Source organism: Streptomyces prunicolor, from assembly GCF_045162825.1.
GTDB classification, from domain to species: domain Bacteria; phylum Actinomycetota; class Actinomycetes; order Streptomycetales; family Streptomycetaceae; genus Streptomyces; species Streptomyces prunicolor.
In genome coordinates this window covers 8,897,744-8,915,260 of record NZ_CP108676.1, presented here as the reverse complement: position 1 = coordinate 8,915,260, position 17,517 = coordinate 8,897,744, and the positions used below count along the sequence as shown (strand labels likewise).

The 17,517-nt window shown below is 71.0% G+C and carries 13 protein-coding genes; 2 read left to right on the top strand and 11 right to left on the bottom strand.

Going from position 1 to position 17,517, the window contains the following annotated elements; all coding sequences use genetic code 11:
* Positions 1-88: 88 nt before the first annotated feature.
* On the bottom strand, positions 89-1,888 hold the full coding sequence (ggt, locus tag OG588_RS40570; RefSeq protein WP_405951593.1) for a gamma-glutamyltransferase: 1,800 nt from the start codon (positions 1,886-1,888) through the stop codon (positions 89-91).
* A 142-nt stretch (positions 1,889-2,030) separates the two neighbouring features.
* On the opposite strand from ggt, the gene OG588_RS40565 reads away from it, so the two are divergent.
* Entirely contained in the window at positions 2,031-2,786 is a 756-nt protein-coding gene (locus OG588_RS40565) for a hypothetical protein (RefSeq protein WP_405951592.1), read from the top strand.
* Between the two features lie 116 nt (positions 2,787-2,902).
* Positions 2,903-4,471 carry an alpha/beta fold hydrolase gene (locus OG588_RS40560; protein ID WP_405951591.1) on the top strand — a complete coding sequence of 523 codons (1,569 nt, stop codon included), beginning with the start codon at positions 2,903-2,905 and terminating at the stop codon, positions 4,469-4,471.
* A gap of 37 nt (positions 4,472-4,508) precedes the next feature.
* On the opposite strand, the gene OG588_RS40555 is transcribed toward OG588_RS40560, so the two are convergent.
* The 10 genes from OG588_RS40555 to OG588_RS40510 form a co-directional block, all read right to left on the bottom strand.
* The gene (locus OG588_RS40555) at positions 4,509-5,366 is read right to left on the bottom strand and encodes an amino acid ABC transporter permease (RefSeq protein ID WP_369190832.1); all 858 of its coding nucleotides are present in this window, start codon (positions 5,364-5,366) and stop codon (positions 4,509-4,511) included.
* Positions 5,363-6,007 carry an amino acid ABC transporter permease gene (locus OG588_RS40550; RefSeq protein ID WP_405951590.1) on the bottom strand — a complete coding sequence of 215 codons (645 nt, stop codon included), beginning with the start codon at positions 6,005-6,007 and terminating at the stop codon, positions 5,363-5,365. The genes OG588_RS40555 and OG588_RS40550 overlap by 4 nt, the downstream gene beginning before the upstream one ends.
* Positions 6,008-6,018: 11 nt before the next feature.
* The gene (locus OG588_RS40545) at positions 6,019-6,930 is read right to left on the bottom strand and encodes a glutamate ABC transporter substrate-binding protein (RefSeq protein WP_405951589.1); all 912 of its coding nucleotides are present in this window, start codon (positions 6,928-6,930) and stop codon (positions 6,019-6,021) included.
* A gap of 17 nt (positions 6,931-6,947) precedes the next feature.
* Entirely contained in the window at positions 6,948-7,691 is a 744-nt protein-coding gene (locus tag OG588_RS40540; protein WP_405951588.1) for an amino acid ABC transporter ATP-binding protein, read from the bottom strand.
* 112 nt (positions 7,692-7,803) lie between these two features.
* Entirely contained in the window at positions 7,804-8,211 is a 408-nt protein-coding gene (locus OG588_RS40535) for a DUF6278 family protein (protein ID WP_405951587.1), read from the bottom strand.
* Positions 8,212-8,467: 256 nt separating this feature from the next.
* Complete coding sequence (locus OG588_RS40530; protein WP_405951586.1) at positions 8,468-9,247, bottom strand: exodeoxyribonuclease III; 780 nt, start codon at positions 9,245-9,247, stop codon at positions 8,468-8,470.
* 30 nt (positions 9,248-9,277) lie between these two features.
* The gene (locus OG588_RS40525; RefSeq protein WP_405951585.1) at positions 9,278-9,922 is read right to left on the bottom strand and encodes an MBL fold metallo-hydrolase; all 645 of its coding nucleotides are present in this window, start codon (positions 9,920-9,922) and stop codon (positions 9,278-9,280) included.
* Between the two features lie 92 nt (positions 9,923-10,014).
* A complete protein-coding gene (gene pcaC, locus OG588_RS40520; protein ID WP_405953331.1) occupies positions 10,015-11,304 on the bottom strand; it encodes a 4-carboxymuconolactone decarboxylase in 1,290 nt (429 codons plus the stop codon).
* 201 nt (positions 11,305-11,505) lie between these two features.
* Positions 11,506-13,584 carry an SWIM zinc finger family protein gene (locus OG588_RS40515; RefSeq protein ID WP_405953330.1) on the bottom strand — a complete coding sequence of 693 codons (2,079 nt, stop codon included), beginning with the start codon at positions 13,582-13,584 and terminating at the stop codon, positions 11,506-11,508.
* Positions 13,585-14,678: 1,094 nt separating this feature from the next.
* Positions 14,679-17,513 (bottom strand): DEAD/DEAH box helicase, encoded by a 2,835-nt coding sequence (locus OG588_RS40510; protein ID WP_405951584.1) that lies wholly within the window; start codon positions 17,511-17,513, stop codon positions 14,679-14,681.
* Positions 17,514-17,517 lie beyond the last annotated feature (4 nt).

The window sequence follows — 17,517 nt, the reverse complement described above, 5'->3', positions numbered from 1 at the left end:
GGCGCCCCTTCAGGGGCGCGGGGGCTGTATCGATGTGCGGCTCCGCCGCGTGGGCGCGACCAGCCCCCACGCCCCCGCAGACCGCGAACTACGGAGCCGGATCCACCACCTGCGCGGACCCGCCACCCCGCCGCACCGTCTCCGCCGCCGCCAGCCACTTCCCACCCGGCAGCCGTTGCACGCCGGTCGCCGCGCCGATCTCCGGATTCAAGGTGAAGGAGTGCCCGATGGCCTGCAACTGGGTCTTCAAGTCGCTGTTGTACAGGGCGGGTTCGAGCTCCGTGTTCGCCGCGTTGCGCTGGCTGGCGCGAGGCGCGGCGATAGCGTCCACCAGCGGCAGCCCCCGGTCGAGGAACTCGGTGAGGGTCTGCAACACGGTCGTGATGATGGTCGCGCCACCGGGTGAACCGAGCGCCACGACGGGCTTGTTGTGCTGGTCGAGGACGATCGTCGGCGAGATCGACGAGCGCGGGCGCTTGCCCGGTCCGGGCAGGTTCGGGTCGTGGACGGCCGGGTTGGCCGGGGTGAAGGAGAAGTCGGTCAGCTCGTTGTTGAGCAGGAACCCGCGGCCGGGCACGGTCATCGCGCTGCCGCCGGTCTGCTCGATGGTGAGCGTGTAGGAGACGACGTTGCCCCACTTGTCGGCGACCGTGAGGTGCGTGGTGTTCTCGCCCTCGTAGGTCGTCGGCGCGGCCGTCCCGGCGGCGGTGCAGGCCGTCGGGTTGCGCGGGTCGGCGGGCGCCAGCGGGCTGGTGAGCACCGCGTCGTCCTTGATGAGGCAGGCGCGCGAGTCGGCGAACTTCTGCGAGAGGAGTTCCTTCGTCGGTACGTCCTCGAAGGCGGGGTCGCCGACCCAGCGCCCCCGGTCCGCGAACGCGATCCGGCTGGCCTCGATGTAGTGGTGCAGGTACTGGACCTCGCTCGCCTTCGAAAGGTCCGTCTTCTCAAGGATGTTGAGCGCCTCACCGACGGTCGTGCCGCCGGAGGAGGAGGGCGCGATGGAGTAGACGCCGAGTCCGCGGTACGAGGTCTTCGTGGGCGCCTGGAGCTTTGCGCGGTAGGCCGCGAGGTCCTTGGTGGACAGCTTGCCGGGGCGGGCGTTCCAGCCGGAACTGGCGTCCACCTTGGGGTTGTTCACCGTGGCGAGGATGTCCTTGCCGAGGTCGCCGTGGTAGATCGCACCGATCCCCTTCTTGCCCAACTCCTTGTACGTGGCGGCGAGTTCGGGGTTCTTGAAGGTGGAGCCGACGACCGGCAGCGCACCGCCCGGCAGGAACAGCTTGGCGGTGTCCGGGAAGTAGCGGAAGCGGGTCTCGTTGGACGCCGTCTGGCTGCGGAAGGTGTCGTCGACCGTGAAGCCGTCGCTCGCGATCCGCTCGGCGGGCTTGAGCACCGTGCCGAGCTTCCTGCTGCCCCACTGGTCGAGGGCGGACTGCCAGGTGGCGGGTGAGCCCGGGGTGCCGACGCTGAGGCCGCTGCTGACGGCGTCGGCGAAGGCGAGGGCCTTGCCGTTCTCCACGAAGAGGTTGGAGTCGGCGGTCAGCGGCGCGGTCTCGCGGCCGTCGATGGTGTGCACGGTACGGGACTTGGCGTCGTAGTAGACGAAGTAGCCGCCTCCGCCGATGCCGGAGGAGTAGGGCTCGGTGACGCCGAGCGCGGCGGCGGTGGCGACGGCCGCGTCGACCGCGTTGCCGCCCTTCTTCAGGACCTCGATACCGGCGGCGGTGGCGTCCGCGTCGACGCTCGCCACGGCACCGCCGTAGCCGACGGCGACCGGAACCTTCGTCGGTGTGCTGCTCGTTGCCGCCGGTGGGGCCGCTGCCCCGACCGACACGACGGCGGCCGAGACCGCCAGGACCGACAGTTTCCGTGCCACAGGGCGACGCATCCGTACCTCCAGTCGGGACCGTCCGCGCAGCGTAGCCACATTGCCATGACCTCAACAGACCACCTCACGCCACTGTCACACGAGTGCCATACGTCGAACACCGGTACGTACCAGCCACGTCGGGCCGCTAACATGCGCGCCCATGAATGACGACGTGCGCAACATCGTTCTGGGCGTGGCCGCCGCCGGCATCAGCGCCGCGCTCGGCTGGCTCGCCCGCACCTATCTGTGGCGGCGCAAACTCCGGCGCAAGCAGGCGTTCTTCGGGCTGCCCGACAACTCCGAGTCGCTGCTCGTGGTGAACCGCGAGGCGGGCGGCGCCGAACTCTCGGTGATGCGGCACGACGTGTTCGCGCTCCTCGAACTCGCCGCCCTGATCAAGGACTGCAACGCGCACGCCCAGGTCGTCGCGCACGACGCGGCCCAGCAGAGCTTCGGCGAACGCACCGAGTTCTGCGTGGGCGGCCCGTCCTCCAACCGCCGCATGGCCGCGCACCTGGCGTCCCTGCTCCCCGGCATCCGCGTCAACGTCGACCCGGAACCGGGTCCGGACCGGGGCGCGTTCCAAATAGGCAGCGAGCGCTACCGACTTGAGCCCGGCAAGGGCGAGTACGTCCTCCTCGCCCGCCTCACCGCCGGCCAACTGGGTGGCGCGCGGCCGGTGTTCCTCTTCTGCGGCCAGCGCGCGATCACCAACCAGGCGGCGTCCCGCTATCTCGCCCGCAACCATGAGAAGTTGGCCCGCAAACACGGCGGCAACACCTTCGTCCTGCTGCTGAAGGTGGTCAACTCGCAGGCGTACGGCCCGGATGTGGTGGAGCTGGTCGCGGACGTGACTCGGGCCGCGGAGACCCCGCTGCCTGCACCGGCTCCACGCAGTTCACACCGCGCCACCTGAGTTCGCCCACACGTCAACAATCTTTACTGGCACGTAACTTACTGGTGGGTTACCCAAGGTAGGGAATCCCGGTTACCGTCGGGTCACTTTGCATTGACACGTGTGAGGAGTGACCCGTGCGAACCCATCGCCAGGCCCTGCGTACGACCGCCGTGGGCGCCGTCTCCGCGACCCTGATCGCCGGAGGCGTCCTCGGGCTCGCACCCGCGGCCCAGGCCGCCACGAACGGCGTCCGCTTCGTCGACATCACCGGCGACGGCGGTACGAAGCTCGCGGCGAACGTCGTCACGCCCGCGGGCGCGGACGGCTCGCACAGCTACCCGCTGCTCGTCATGCCCACGGCCTGGGGTTTCCCTCAGGTCCAGTACCTGGCCCAGGCCGAGAAGCTCGCGAACTCCGGTTACGTCGTGGTGAGTTACAACGTCCGCGGCTTCTGGCAGTCCGGCGGCGGGATAGAGGTGGCGGGCCCGAAGGACGTGGCCGACGCGTCCAAGGTGATCGACTGGGCGCTCGCCAACACCCCGTCCGACGCGGGGCACATCGGCATGGCGGGCGTGTCGTACGGCGCCGGAATCAGTCTGCTCGCTGCCGCGCACGACAAGCGGATCAAGGCAGTTGCCTCCCTGAGCGGCTGGGCGGACCTGATCGACTCGATCTACTCGGGCCGTACCGAACACTCCCAGGCGACCGCCCTGCTGGACGGCGTGGGTCTCGTGACCGGCCGACCGAGCGCGGAGACGAGCCAGGTCTTCAAGGACTTCTTCGCCTCCGACCTGTCCAAGGAACAGGAGATGATCAACTGGGGGAAGGTGCGTTCGGCTTCGACCTACGTCGACCAGATCAACAAGAACGGCGCGGCGATCATGCTCGCCAACGCCTGGGGCGACACGATCTTCCCGCCCAACCAAATCGCCGACTTCTACGGGAAGTTGACCGGCCCCAAGCGGCTCGAACTCCGCCCCGGCGACCACGCCACCGCCGAGCTGACCGGACTGCTCGGGCTGCCCAACGACGTGTGGACGGACACCGAGCGCTGGCTCGACCACTACCTCAAGGGCGCGGACAACGGCATCGACCGCGAGCAACCCGTGGAGCTCAAGTCCCGATCCGCAGGCGGCTACGAAGGCTATCCGGACTGGAAGTCGGTCGGCGCGACCCGGAAGAAGATCGACCTCGCGGGCACGACCACCATCCACACCAACGTCGACTCGGGCGCGGACGGTGGGATCGTCTTCCTGTCCAGCATCCTCGACCAGGTCGCCCAGGTGCCCCCGGTCGCGTACGTCCCGCTGCTCCCGCGCCGTTGGGCCGCCGTATGGCAGTCGGGCCAGTACGCGAGCGCCCAACAGGTGCGCGGCACGGTGAAGTTGCACACCACGGTCACGGACACCAAGGAGAGCGGCACCCTCGTCGCGTACCTCTACGACGTGGGCCCGCTCGGCCTCGGCAAGCTGGTCAGCAACGCGCCGTACACCTGGCACGGGCAGCAGCCCGGCCAGCCGTTCGGTGTGGACCTGGAGTTGTTCTCCACGGCCTACGACGTCCCGGCAGGGCATCATCTCGCCCTGGTCGTCGACACGGTCGACCCGCTCTACATCGAGCACAACCCGTCCGGCGCGCAGCTGACCTTCTCCTCGCCGGCGAACGACCCGTCGTACGTGTCGATCCCGCTCCGCGAGCAGTGATCTCCGGCTGCTGCCGGCCGGGCAAGTGCCCTCTCGACTACTGCACCCGCGGCAGCAGCGTCCCTGGTTCCGCCGGGGCCACATCCACGGCCCCGGTCTTGGGACTGCGCTGCTCCCGACGGGACACCCATCCGGCGAACCACGAGAGCAACATGCACATCCCGATGTAGATCGGCGAGATCACCATCACCACGGGGATGAACGGCAAATCGTAGTCGAGGTTCGAGGCGATCAGCTTCCCGGCATGGAGAAACTCCTCATAGGTGATCAGATAGCCCAGCGAGGTGTCCTTCAGCGCGACCACCAACTGGCTGATGATCGCGGGCAGCATAGCCCGTACGGCCTGCGGCACGAGGACGTACGACATGACGTGGACCTTGCGCATGCCGAGCGCGAACGCGGCTTCCCGCTGGCCGCGTTCGACGCTGTTGACGCCGGAGCGGAAGACCTCGGCGAGCACCGAGCCGTTGTAGAGCGTCAGGCCCGCGACGAGTGCGGGCAGCGGCTGGACCTTGAGCGCCACGAAGATGAAGAAGATCATCACCAGGACGGGCATGGCGCGAAAGAACTCCACGACGACCGTGGACAGCCAGCGCACGGGCCGGTGGTCCGAGAGGCGTCCCACGGCGAGCAGGGTGCCAAGTGCCAGTGACAGTACGGCCGCCAGCCCGAAGGCCTTGAGCGTGTTGCCGAGGCCGCGCAGCAGCAGTTCCTGAATTCCCTTGTACTCGAAGGGCATCCACTTCGTGTAGGTGAACTGGTCGGTGTCGAACAGGAGATAGAGGATCCAGCCGAGCAGCGCGAGGATGACGACCGTGGACGCGATGCCGTAAAGGCGGTGCCGTTTGCGGGTCTTGGGGCCGGGGACGTCGTAGAGGGCGTTGGCGGTGGTCATCGGGCGACTCCCCACTTCCTCTCCAGCGCGTTGAACAGCGCGCTGATGGCGAGGGTGATGATCAGGTAGCCGACGGCGATCCAGACGAACGTCCAGACGATGTTGTAGCCGAGTTCGCTCAACGTCCGGTAGGTGCCGAGGAGTTCGGTGACGCTGAACGCGCCGGCGATCGCCGAGTTCTTGGCGAGGGCGATGAGGGTGGAGCCGACCGGCGGGATCACCGAGCGGAACGCCTGCGGCAGGACGACCAGGCCGAGGCTCTGCCCGAAGGACATGCCGAGGCTGCGGGCCGCCTCCCCCTGCCCCTTGGGCACGGTGTTGATGCCGGCGCGCAGCGCCTCGCAGATGAACGCCGAGGTGTAGCAGCCGAGCGCGAGGACCGCGAACACCTTGAAGGGCAGCACGAGTCCGAAGCGCGGCAGGCCGAGCAGCACCGCGAAGAACAGCAGGGTCAGCGGGGTGTTGCGCAGCACGGTCACCCACGCCGTCCCGAAGACCCGCAGCGAGCCGACCGGGGCGACCCGGAAGGAGGCCATCAGGAAACCGAGGACGAGCGCCAACACCGAGGCGTAGACGGTCAGTTCGACGGTGCCGAGGAAGCCGTCGGCGAAGGTCGAGAAGTTGTCTGTCAGTACGTTCACGTCTGCCTCCCTCAGCTCGCCGGGTAGCGGTCGATCGCGGGCGGGGTGGGCGCGGGCACTCCGGACAGGCCGAGCGTCGCCTCGTACGCCTTCTTCCAGTCGCCGTTCTTCTCACGGGCCTCCAACGCGTCGTCGAGGGCGAACCGCAGGGCGTTGTCGCCGTGCGGGACTCCGATGCCGTACGGCTCCTTCGAGAAGGGCTTGCCGACGACCTTGAGTTGGTCGGGGACCTTCGCCGCGTAGCCGATGAGGATCGCGTCGTCGGTGGTGACGGCGTCGACCTGATAGGTGAGCAGGTTGTCGACACAGACCGAGTACGTGTCGTAGGCGACGAGTTGGGCCTTCGGATAGTCGTCCTTGATGCGCTGGTACGGCGTGGAGCCGGCCGCCGAGCAGACGCGCTTGCCGGCGAGGTCTTGCGGGCCGTGGATGTCGTTCTCGTCGGTGCGGACGAGGAGCGACTGGCCGGCCATGTAGTAGGGGCCGGCGAAACCGACGAGCTTCTTGCGCATGTCGTTGATGGTGTAGGTGCCGACGTAGTAGTCGATCTGACCGTTCTGCAGGGCGGTTTCGCGGTTGGCGGAGGCGATCGTCCTGAAGCGGATGGTCTTCGGGGCGAAGCCGAGGGAGGCCGACATCATCTTGGCGATCTCGATGTCGAAGCCGGAGTAGGTGCCCGTCGCCGGGTCCTTCTCGCCGAGGTAGGGCTGGTCCTCCTTGGCGCCGACGGCGAAGTGGCCGCGCTTCTTGGCCCGTTCCCAGGTCTTGGAGTCGGGGAGCTGAAAGCCTTGCGCGACTTGGTAGTTGGGGAGTTTCTCGGCGGCCGGTCCCTTGGCGGGCGGGCTGCCCTCCTTGCCGCAGGCGCTCGCGAGCAGCACGGCGAGCATGACGACGGCGAACGACACACGGGTCGTACGGGACATGAATCGCACTCCCCCGCTCAGTGCTTGAGGATCTTGGACAGGAAGTCCTTGGCCCGGTCGGTGCGCGGGTTGGTGAAGAACTCCTCGGGGGTGCGGTCCTCGATGATGCGGCCGTCGGCCATGAACACGACGCGGTTGGCGGCGGAGCGGGCGAAGCCCATCTCGTGGGTGACGACGACCATCGTCATGCCGTCGTGGGCGAGTTGGCGCATGACCTCGAGGACCTCGTTGATCATCTCCGGGTCGAGGGCCGAGGTCGGCTCGTCGAAGAGGAGCGCCTTGGGTTCCATGGCGAGGGCGCGGGCGATGGCCACGCGCTGCTGCTGGCCGCCGGAGAGCTGCGCGGGGAACTTGGGCGCCTGGGCGGCGAGTCCCACGCGGTCCAGGAGTTCGAGCGACCGCTTGTCGGCGTCCTCGCGCTTGCGCTTACGGACTCTCACCTGGGCCAGCGAGACGTTCTGGAGGACCGTCTTGTGGGCGAACAGGTTGAAGGACTGGAAGACCATGCCGACTTCGGCGCGGAGCTTCGCGAGGGCCTTGCCCTCCTCGGGCAGCGGCTGCCCGTCGAGTTCGATCGTCCCGGACTCGATGGTCTCCAGCCGGTTGATCGCCCGGCACAGCGTCGACTTTCCCGACCCCGAAGGGCCGATGACCACGACCACCTCCCCCTTGCCGACAGTGAGGTTGATGTCCTGGAGGACATGCAGCTCCCCGTAGTACTTGTTGACGTCACGCAGTTCGATCAACGGATCGACGGCCATGCCCAGCCCTACTCACTCTCAGCTGTGTCGTGGTCGCCGCAAACTATCGACACAAGAGTGGAGTTAACGCACGACACGCACTTTTCGGGCATTAGCCGTATTTACACCGCTCTTACTCTTCGGCGACCTCGGCGTACACCTGCGAGAGCTCGGGCACACCGCTGGCCGCCCACTCATGACCGGAGGCCACGACGTCGAACTCGCGCCCGGAGTCGAGCCGTACGACGGGCTGGCCGCTCTCCCAGATCTCCCAGGCGGCGCCCGGCACGCTGCGCACGATCACGGTCCCCAGATACAGACCGGCGTCGTTGCCGAGCCAGGACAGGGTCTCCTCGTCGTCCCGCCAGCGCGGCACCAGTTGATCGAGCGCCTCCAACGAGCTTACGGAGTCGTCGAGTTGGATGCCTTCCCGGGCCGCGAGGGCGCGGAGCAGTTGGCACTCGGACAGCAGCTCGGCGATGCCCTCGGGGTCGTGATTACGGTGCTTCTCGCCCCGGTCGCCCAGGAAAGGGATGTTCATCCGTCCAGCGTGTCATTCGCACCGCCGTACGCACCACAGGGCGTCGCCGGTGGCGTGTCAGTACCCGGTCGCGGGAGGGGGAACGCCCTTCTGCCGAGGGCGGGTTGGCCGGATGGTGGCCGCCGAGTCGAGGGGCGACGAGGACGGCGCCTGGGCACTCCGGACTACGGCGGCTCCCGCCACCTCGGCTCCCAGCGGGCCGGAACCACCCGCCGTGGTGCGGTGGTTCGCGACCCTGCGCTGAGCGGCGGGCGGGTCAGACGTCCAGGTCCACGACCACCGGCGCGTGGTCCGAGGCGCCCTTGCCCTTGCGCTCCTCGCGGTCGACGTAGGAGTCGGTGACGGCCTTCGCGAACGGCTCGTTGCCGTAGACCAGGTCGATGCGCATGCCGCGGTTCTTCGGGAAGGCGAGCTGGCGATAGTCCCAGTAGGTGTACGGGTGGTCGTACTTGAGGGGGCGCGGGACCACGTCGGACAGGCCCGCGTCGCGCAGGGCGGCCAGAGCGGCGCGCTCGGCCGGGGTGACGTGGGTGAGGCCCTCGAAGGCGGCGACGTCGAAGACATCGTCGTCCGTCGGCGCCACGTTGTAGTCACCGAGCACCGCGAACGGCCGGCTGCCCTGCGCATCGTCCGCGACGGCCGCCTTGAGCGCCTCGAACCACTGGAGCTTGTACGCGTAGTGGGGGTGGTCCACCTCGCGGCCGTTCGGCACGTACACCGACCAGACGCGGACCGGGCCGCAGGTCGCCGCGACGGCGCGGGGCTCCTGGACGCCGTCGTAACCGGGGTCTCCGGGGAAGCCCTTGACCACCTCGTCGAGGCCTACGCGGGAGAGCACCGCCACCCCGTTCCACCGCCCGGTCGCGTTGACCGCCGCCTCGTAGCCCGCCGCGCGCAGCTCGTCGAACGGGAACTGCGCCTCGGCCAGCTTGGCCTCCTGGAGGCACAACACGTCGGTGCCGCTGCTCTCCAGCCAGGCCAGGAGCCTCGGCAGACGGGCGGTGATCGAGTTCACGTTCCAGGTCGCGATGCGCATGCCTCACAACCTACCGGGCGGGTCTGACACTCACAGGTCCGCCGCCTCGCCGGGTGCCAGCCGCAGGTGCTCCGCGCCGCCGAGCGCGCCGATCTGCATGTCGTAGATCGGGCGGGCGAGGTCGGTGAGCAGGGCGTCGTGGATGTCGTAGGCGCGCTGCGGCTTGACCTCGCGGACGTAGTCGATGACCTCGGAGATCTTGCTCCAGGGGGCCATGACCGGGAGCAGCAGCGTCTCTACGGTGTGGTCGGGGACGGTGAGGGCGTCGCCCGGGTGGAAGACGCGGCCGTCGTCGACGAGGAAGCCGATGTTGGTGATGCGCGGGATGTCCGGGTGGATCACGGCGTGCAGTTCGCCGTGCACCTGGACGTCGAAGCCCGCCGCCGTGAAGGTGTCGCCGTGGCCGACCGTGTGCACGCGGCCCGGGAAGGCGGCGGAGAGCTGGTCCGCGACCGACTTCAGCGTCCAGATCTCGGCGGCCGGGTTGGCCTCCAGGCCGGCCCGCAGGCGGTCCTCGTTGAAGTGGTCGGCGTGCTCGTGGGTGACCAGGATCGCGTCCGCGCCCACCGTGGCGTCCTCCTCGGTGAAGGCGCCCGGGTCGATGACGAGGGTCCGGCCGTCCTTCTCCAGACGGATGCAGGCGTGCGACTTCTTGGTGAGCTTGGTGAGCGTCATGGGTCCATCCTGCCGCTGCCCGGCTCTGGGCGGGCAGCTGAGACTGGTGCTTTCAGTACCGGCCTGAAGATCACTCCGTGCCGGTCCGGAGATCACTCCGTGGGGGTCGTCTCCTCGCGGATGACCTGTTGGGCCACCTTGAAGGCGCTGTTCGCCGCCGGTACTCCGCAGTACACGGCCGTCTGGAGGAGGACCTCCTTGATCTCGACCGGGGTGAGGCCGTTGCGCAGCGCCGCGCGGGTGTGGAAGGCCAGCTCGTCCAGGTGTCCGCCCGCGACCAGCGCGGTGAGGGTGACACAGCTGCGCGAACGCCGGTCGAGGCCGGGGCGGTCCCAGATCTCGCCCCACGCGTACCGGGTGATGAACTCCTGGAAGTCCCCGGAGAACTCGTCGGCCTGCGCCAGCGCCCGGTCGACATGCGCGTCGCCGAGCACCTCGCGGCGGACCTTGATCCCGGCGTCGTAGGGATCCGGACGGCCCGCGCCCTGCGGCGGTGCGGCGGGCGGCGGCGCGATCTCGGCGATCGGCACGAGCTGCGGCGGCGGGGCGAGGACCGGTTTGACCGGGGTCGCCGCGATGGCGAACTGCCCGGTGGAGTGCTCGTAGGCGGGCTGCCAGGCGGTGGAGAAGTGCCGGACGAGGAGGTCGGTGACGGCGGCGGGCTGCTCGACCGGGACCAGGTGCGAGGCGCCGGGTACGACCGCGAGGCGGGCGTCGGGGATGCCGGCGACCAGGGTGCGGGCCTCGGCCGGGCCGGTGACCTGGTCGTCCGAGCCGACGAGGACGAGGGTCGGCACGCCGATCCGGGCGAGTTCGGACCGTACGTCGAACGCGGCCAGCGCCTCGCACGCGGCGATGTAGCAGCCGGGGTCGGTGGTACGCACCATCTGGACGGCCCACTCGGTGATCGCGGGCTGCGAGGCGGCGAACCCGCTGGTGAACCAGCGGTCGGGCGAGGTGCGGGCGATGGGGTCGAGCCCGTTGGTGCGCACGATCACCCCGCGCTGGCGGAACTCGTCCGCCGTGCCGAAGCGGGGCGAGGCGGCGATCAGCGCCAGCGAGGCCACGCGCTCCGGGTGGCGCAGGACCAGTTCGAGACCGACCGCGCCGCCGAGCGCGCAGCCCGCGTAGCCGAAGCGCTGCACGCCGAGGGCGTCGAGCGTGGCCAGCAGCCGGTCGGCCAGGTCGGAGACCGAGCCGGTCGGGTGCGCGGGCGAGCCGCCGTGGCCCGGCAGGTCGTACCGGAAGACCCGCCACTGCTTCGCCAGCTCGGGCACCTGGCGATCGAACATGTGCCAGGTCGTCCCGAGGGACGGGCCCAGGATGAGAACGGGCGCGTCTTCGGGGCCGTCGAAGCGGTACTGGAGGGGAAGGGTCTTCATGTCGCTCACCGCCCCAACGTAACCGCCGTTTCTTACGACCCGGCTGTGGGGCCCCCGGTCTCCCCACCTGGCTCCCACACATCAGTGGGGAACCCTCACATCGCCTTCACGGGACAGGGGTGGGACCGGGGAGTCGTGGACGGGTGCGACAGGTGACCCCGGTGGGGCTGTGTCGAAGGCCACTCCGAGGTGCTCGGCGGCTCAGAGTTCGCTCGGCGCGCCCAGGCCCGTGAGCGCGCCGACCGGGTCGAGGTCGGGGGTGCCTCTGGGCCACCAGTCCTCGTCGCCCGGTTCCGATTCGTAGGCGTACCACAAGCCGTCGCGGCCCAGGCGGAGTTGGACGTGGCCGTGGGGGTGGGTGAGGTGGTTGTGCCAGGGGCGGAAGGCGGGGAGGTCGGCGGCGAGGAGGAGCGGGCGGGCCCGGTCGAAGCGGCCGGCCGGCGGGTCCCAGGGCTCTTCGAGCACCGCGAGCCCCTCGATGCCACCCTGCCGCCAGGCGGCGACCGCGCGGGCCAGCTCGGGCGTGCCGCGTCCGGTGGCCTTGGCGAGGGAGGCGTAGAGGGAGCGGGTGGTGACGGTCAGCCCCGAACCGGGGCGGGCCGCGGCGAGCCGTACCGCGTCCTGCCACAGCGTCAGGCCCCCCACCGGGTCCCGGCCGGTGCTGAGCAGCGCGTGCGCGCGGGTGGCGGCGTCGGTCGCCAACTGGTCGAGCGCGAAGGGGTCCGGGCCGCCGGGCGCCGCCGGGTAGGCGGGAGGCTGCTCGGGGTGCGCGGGCATGGGCAACGGCGGTGGGAGCGGAGGGAGTCGGCGCTCCCCCTGCTCCGCAAGGACGTCCGTGGCCCTTACGCCGGGGAGGGGCGCCGGTTCCTGCTCCTGGGCGGCGCGGGCCGCGCGGGTGGCGTTACGGCGGGACAGGGCGTCGAGCAGCGGGCGTTCGCCCCGGCCGCGGAGCAGGAGCAGGACGAAGGGGTCGGCGTCGAGGAGGCGGGCGGTCTGGTAGCAGAGGGCGGCGGCGTGCTTGCAGGGGTGACCGGAGTCGGGGCAACTGCACTGCGGGGCGAGGTCGCCGGGCCCCGGCAGCAACGGAACTCCGCTCTCCGCAAGGGACTTGGGCATCTCCTTGTCGAGCAGCGCGGCGATGTCCCCGGGGCGGTCGGCGGCGGCGTCCAGGAATCGCTCCCAGTCGGCGTCGTCCAGCGTCCGCAACCGCACCTGCACGCGGTACGGGCGCGCGCGGCTGCCCTGCACGTACCCGAGCACGAGCCCCGGCGTCACGGTGATCGCGTCGACGTGCCCCTTCTCCGCGTAACTCCGGCCCCGCAGCAGCCGCTTGGGATCCAGGGCACCTTCTTCCAACGCGGTGACCCAGGCGTTGCCCCACCAGGTCTCGGCGAAATGGGGGGCGCCCTCTCCATTGCCGTCGCCGTCGCCGTCTCTGTCCGAGGGGCGGGGTGAGAAGGCGGGGAAGGTGCGGCGGAGGTCGCTGTCGCGGGAGGGGGAGGCCATGGAGGTGGAGGTTCGGGGGGTTGCGGGGACGGTGTCGAGGTCAGGGGCGAGGAAGGGGAGCAAGGTCGGATCGACGGGGGCCGGCTCGGGTGGGGTGGCCGACGGTTGTGACGGGTGTTCGGTGGGGTCGGGTGTGCGGGCGGGTGTGCGAGGGGGCGCCGGGGTGAACGCCTTGGCCTGTGAACTCCCCGGTGTGGAGCGGTCGTTGTCCGGTGTGGTCTCCTCTGCGGGCGCTGTCTCATCGGCCGGCAGCATCACATCGGCCGGCAGCCGAAAGGCTCCCGCGAGGAAGTCCCGTAGGTCACGGGCCCCGACCTCACCGGTACGCCCACGCACACCGCTTCGCCCTCCGGCCCCGGAACCGCCACTCGCACGAGACCCCGCCCGAGGTACCGACTCCGCTCCCCCGGCCCCGACATCGTCCCGAGCCTTCCGCGCCGCACCACGAGCCGCCCGCAACGCCTCACGCGCGGCATCGGCGGGCCGTGCCGAACCGCCGTCGGCGACGGTCGCCGGTTCCTGGGCAGTCTCCGGTTCCTGAACGGACGCCGAGTCCTGAAGGGACGCCGGTTCCTGAACGGACGCCGAGTCCTGAAGGGTGGCCGACCCGTCCCCCGTTGCATCCCCGGACCGCACCGCGTCACCGACTTCACCGACTCCGGCGTCCGGAACGGCCGCCCCGGACCGCACCGGGTCCGCTGTTCCTGCTCCGGCGCCGCCTCCCGGGCTGGTCGCTGCCGCCGCGTCCTTGGCCGAGCCGTCTCCCGGTGTCAGGGCGTCTTCCCCGGAAGCGCCGGCGGCGCGCCGCTCGGCGACGGCTCGGCGGAGCGCCGCCCGTGCCGCGTCACCTGGCCGGGACTGGGGCTCCGCGGCCTTGTCACCTGCCGCGCGGTCCACGCCCGGTGGGCGAGAAGACCCCGGTGCGCGAGAAGACTCCGAGGGCCCGGCGACTTCCGCGTCAGCACCTTGACTCCCACGCTTTCGCACCGCCTGCAACGCCCGCCGCACGGCGTCTGCGGGGCGCTCCTCCAGCGGCGGGCGTTGCGCCTCCGGCGTCTCGTCCACTGGGCTCTGCGACGCCTCCACCGCTGGGGGTCGCCGCACGCCCGCCGTTTCGCCCGCCGGGTCCTGCGACGCCGTCACCGCAGGGTGCGGCTGCGCCTCCGGCGTCTCGTCCACTGGGCTCTGCGACGCCTCCACCGCTGAGGGTCGCCGCACGCCCGCCGTTTCGCCCGCCGGGTCCTGCGACGCCGTCACCGCAGGGTGCGGCTGCGCCTCCGGCGTCTCGTCCACTGGGCTCTGCGACGCCTCCACCGCTGAGGGTCGCCGCACGCCCGCCGTTTCGCCCGCCGGGTCCTGCGACGCCGTCACCGCAGGGTGTCGTTGCATCTCCGGTGTCTCGTCCGCCGAGCCCGGCAGCCCCTCGACCCCCAAGTACCGCTCCACCTTCGCCACTTCTGCCACCGACGCTTCGGCCCCCTGGCCCCGCGCCCCCTTCACCGCCAGCTCCCGCAGCACTTCAGCCATGTCCTCCGCCAGCCCCCGCGGCATCTCCCCCACCAAATGCCCCTGCACCTCCGGCGATTCATCCGCCGAGCCCCGCAGCCCCTCGCCCCCGAAGCGCCGCTCCACCTCCGTCACTTCTGCCGCCGAGGTCTGCGACGCCTCCCCCGCCGGGCGCCGCTTCACCCCCGCCGCGCTACCCGCCGACCCCCGCAACGCCTCCGCCCCTTCACCGGCCGACGCCACGTCCACCCCCTGCTCGTCCTCCACCGGCGCCGCCATCTCAGCTCCCTCGGCGGCCGCAGCAACACGACGAACCCCCTTGGCGCCGCGCCCCGCCTCCGCACCCCGTCCCGTACCCCCCGTCACGACGGCCTCCGCAACGACACCAGGTCGGACAGGTCCCGGTCCGACAGCTCGGTCAACGACGACTCGCCGGAGCCGAGGATCGCGTCCGCCAACGCCCGCTTGGATTCGAGCATTTCGGCGATGCGGTCCTCGACCGTGCCCTCGGTGATGAGGCGGTGGACCTGGACGGGCTGGGTCTGGCCGATGCGGTAGGCACGGTCGGTGGCCTGTTCCTCGACCGCCGGGTTCCACCAGCGGTCGAAGTGGACGACGTGGCCCGCGCGGGTGAGGTTCAGGCCGGTGCCCGCCGCCTTCAGGGAGAGGACCAGGACCGGGGTCGCGCCCGCCTGGAAGCGGTCCACCATGCGCTCCCGCTCCGGGACCGGTGTGCCGCCGTGGAGCAGCTCCACCGGGACCGCGCGGGCGGACAGGTGGGCGGTGATCAGGCGGGCCATGCCGACGTACTGCGTGAAGACGATCGCGGAACCGTCCTCGGACAGCAGCGTGTCCAACAGCTCGTCCAGCAGGGCGAGTTTGCCGGAGCGGGCGGCGAGGCGGTCTCCGGTCGCCTGTGCTGCCGCGTGCTCCTCCTTCAGGTACAGCGCCGGGTGGTCGCAGATCTGTTTGAGGGAGGTGAGGAGCTTCAGGACCAGGCCCCGGCGGGCGATTCCCTCCGTCGTCTCGATCGCGAGCATCGACTCCCGCACCACCGCCTCGTACAGCGAGGCCTGTTCGCGGGTGAGGGGGACCGGGTGGTCCGTCTCCGTCTTGGGCGGCAGTTCGGGGACGATGCCCGGGTCCGACTTCTTGCGGCGCAGGAGGAACGGGCGGACCAAGCGGGCCAGGCGGGTCACTGCCTCCTCGTCCTCGCCGTTCTCCACCGCGCGCGCGTGCCGGGCGCGGAAGGACTTCAGGGGGCCGAGGAGTCCGGGGGTCGTCCAGTCCAGCAGGGCCCACAGTTCGGAGAGGTTGTTCTCCACCGGGGTGCCGGTCAGCGCCACGCGCGCGGGGGTCGGGATCGTGCGCAGGGCCTTCGCCGTCGCCGAGTACGGGTTCTTGACGTGCTGTGCCTCGTCCGCGACGACCATGCCCCACGGCTGCTGGGCGAGGGTCGGTGCCGCCGAGCGCATCGTGCCGTACGTCGTGAGGACGAAGCCGCCGGTCAGGTCCTCCAGGGTGCGGTCCGTGCCGTGGAAGCGGCGGACGGGGACTCCGGGGGCGAAGCGGGTGATCTCCCGCTGCCAGTTGCCCAGGAGTGAGGCGGGGCAGACCACGAGGGTGGGGGCGTGGTGGGCCCGGCGCAGGTGGAGGGCGATGAGGGTGATCGTCTTGCCCAGGCCCATGTCGTCGGCCAGGCAGCCGCCCAGGCCCAGGGAGGTCATGAGGTCGAGCCAGGCCAGGCCCCGGAGTTGGTAGTCCCGGAGGGTGGCGTCCAGGCCCGGGGGTGGCTCCGCGGGCTGGATGCCTGCGGTGAGGCGGTCGCGCAGGGTCGCCAACGCGCCCACCGGGACGGCCTCCACGCGCTCGCCGTCGACGTCCGCCGTGCCGGTGAGCGCGACGGACAACGCGTCGACCGGGTCGAGCAGGCCGAGTTCGCGTTTGCGGGCCTTGCGGACGAGAGCCGGGTCGACCAGCACCCACTGGTCCCGCAGGCGTACGACCGGACGGTGGGCCTCGGCCAGCATGTCCATCTCGGCCTCGGTGAGCGGGTCGCCGCCGAGCGCCAACTGCCAGCGGAACTGGAGCAGTTCCTCGCTCTCGAAGAAGCCGGTGCCGTCGGTCGCGGAGCCCGGCGCCGACCGGACCACGGCGGACACCGTCAGGTCCTGTGCCAGGTCCCGGGGCCAGTGGACGGCGACCCCGGCCGCCGCGAGCCGGGTGGCCGCCACGCCGAGCAGGTCACCCAGCTCCTCCTCGGACAGGGCCAGTACGTCGGGCACGTCCAACTCGGAGAGACGGTCCAGCGGGGGCCAGACGCGTGCGGCCCGCCGTACCGCCAACGCGGCGTCCACGCGTGCGCGGGGGCCGAAGGCGGTGTCCGCCGTGCCCGCCCACAGGGCCGCCGCGTCGACCACGAGGGTCGGGTCGGCGAGGCTGTGCACCTGGACGATCGCCGCGCCCGCGCTGCGCACCCGTCCGCCGTCGTCGAACAGGTCGTACGCCGACAGGTCCAGGCGGAGCGAGATCCGCACGCCCGCGTCCATGCCCGCGGCGACCTCCGCGGCCCAGTCCTGGGCGTCGCGCAGGCGCTGCGGCTTGCGGGCCGCGAAGGGCAGCCCGGAGGTGTACGGCGCGGCCGGGGTGCGAGGCAGGGTGTCCGCGACCGCGTCCAGGAAGGACCGCATCAGCGCTTCCGGCTCGGGCAGCCGCAGCGGGCCCGGGCCGGGCAGCGGGACGGCGTGGCCCTCGTACGGAAGGGCGGCCGCCACCGCGCGGACGTGCGCGATGTCCTCCGGCTCCAGGGGGCCCGCACGCCACGCGTCGTGGCCTGTCGCGGTGAGGCCGGGGAGCAGTCGGCCGCGGGCCGCGAGCCGTAGCGCGTGCAGGGCGGCGGCGCCCCAGCAGGCCGTGGCGGGGTGGGCGGCAGGGTCACGGCGGGCGCGCACGAGCAGCGGCAGGGCCGCTTCGATCGGCAGGGTCAGTGCGGGGGCGGACCTGCGGCGGACTGCGGTGCCCTGTCGTCGTACGACGGTCAACTCGGTCTGTTCCACGCCCACTTCCGCTTCAGGGAGTGCGCGCTCGCCGTCGGGGTCCCAGAAGGCGATGCGGCCCTCGCGCGGGACGACGGGGGACGGCAGGAAGACCGCGGCCAGTCGTACGGAGATCTGCTCCGTCGGCACCGTGTCCGTCATACGT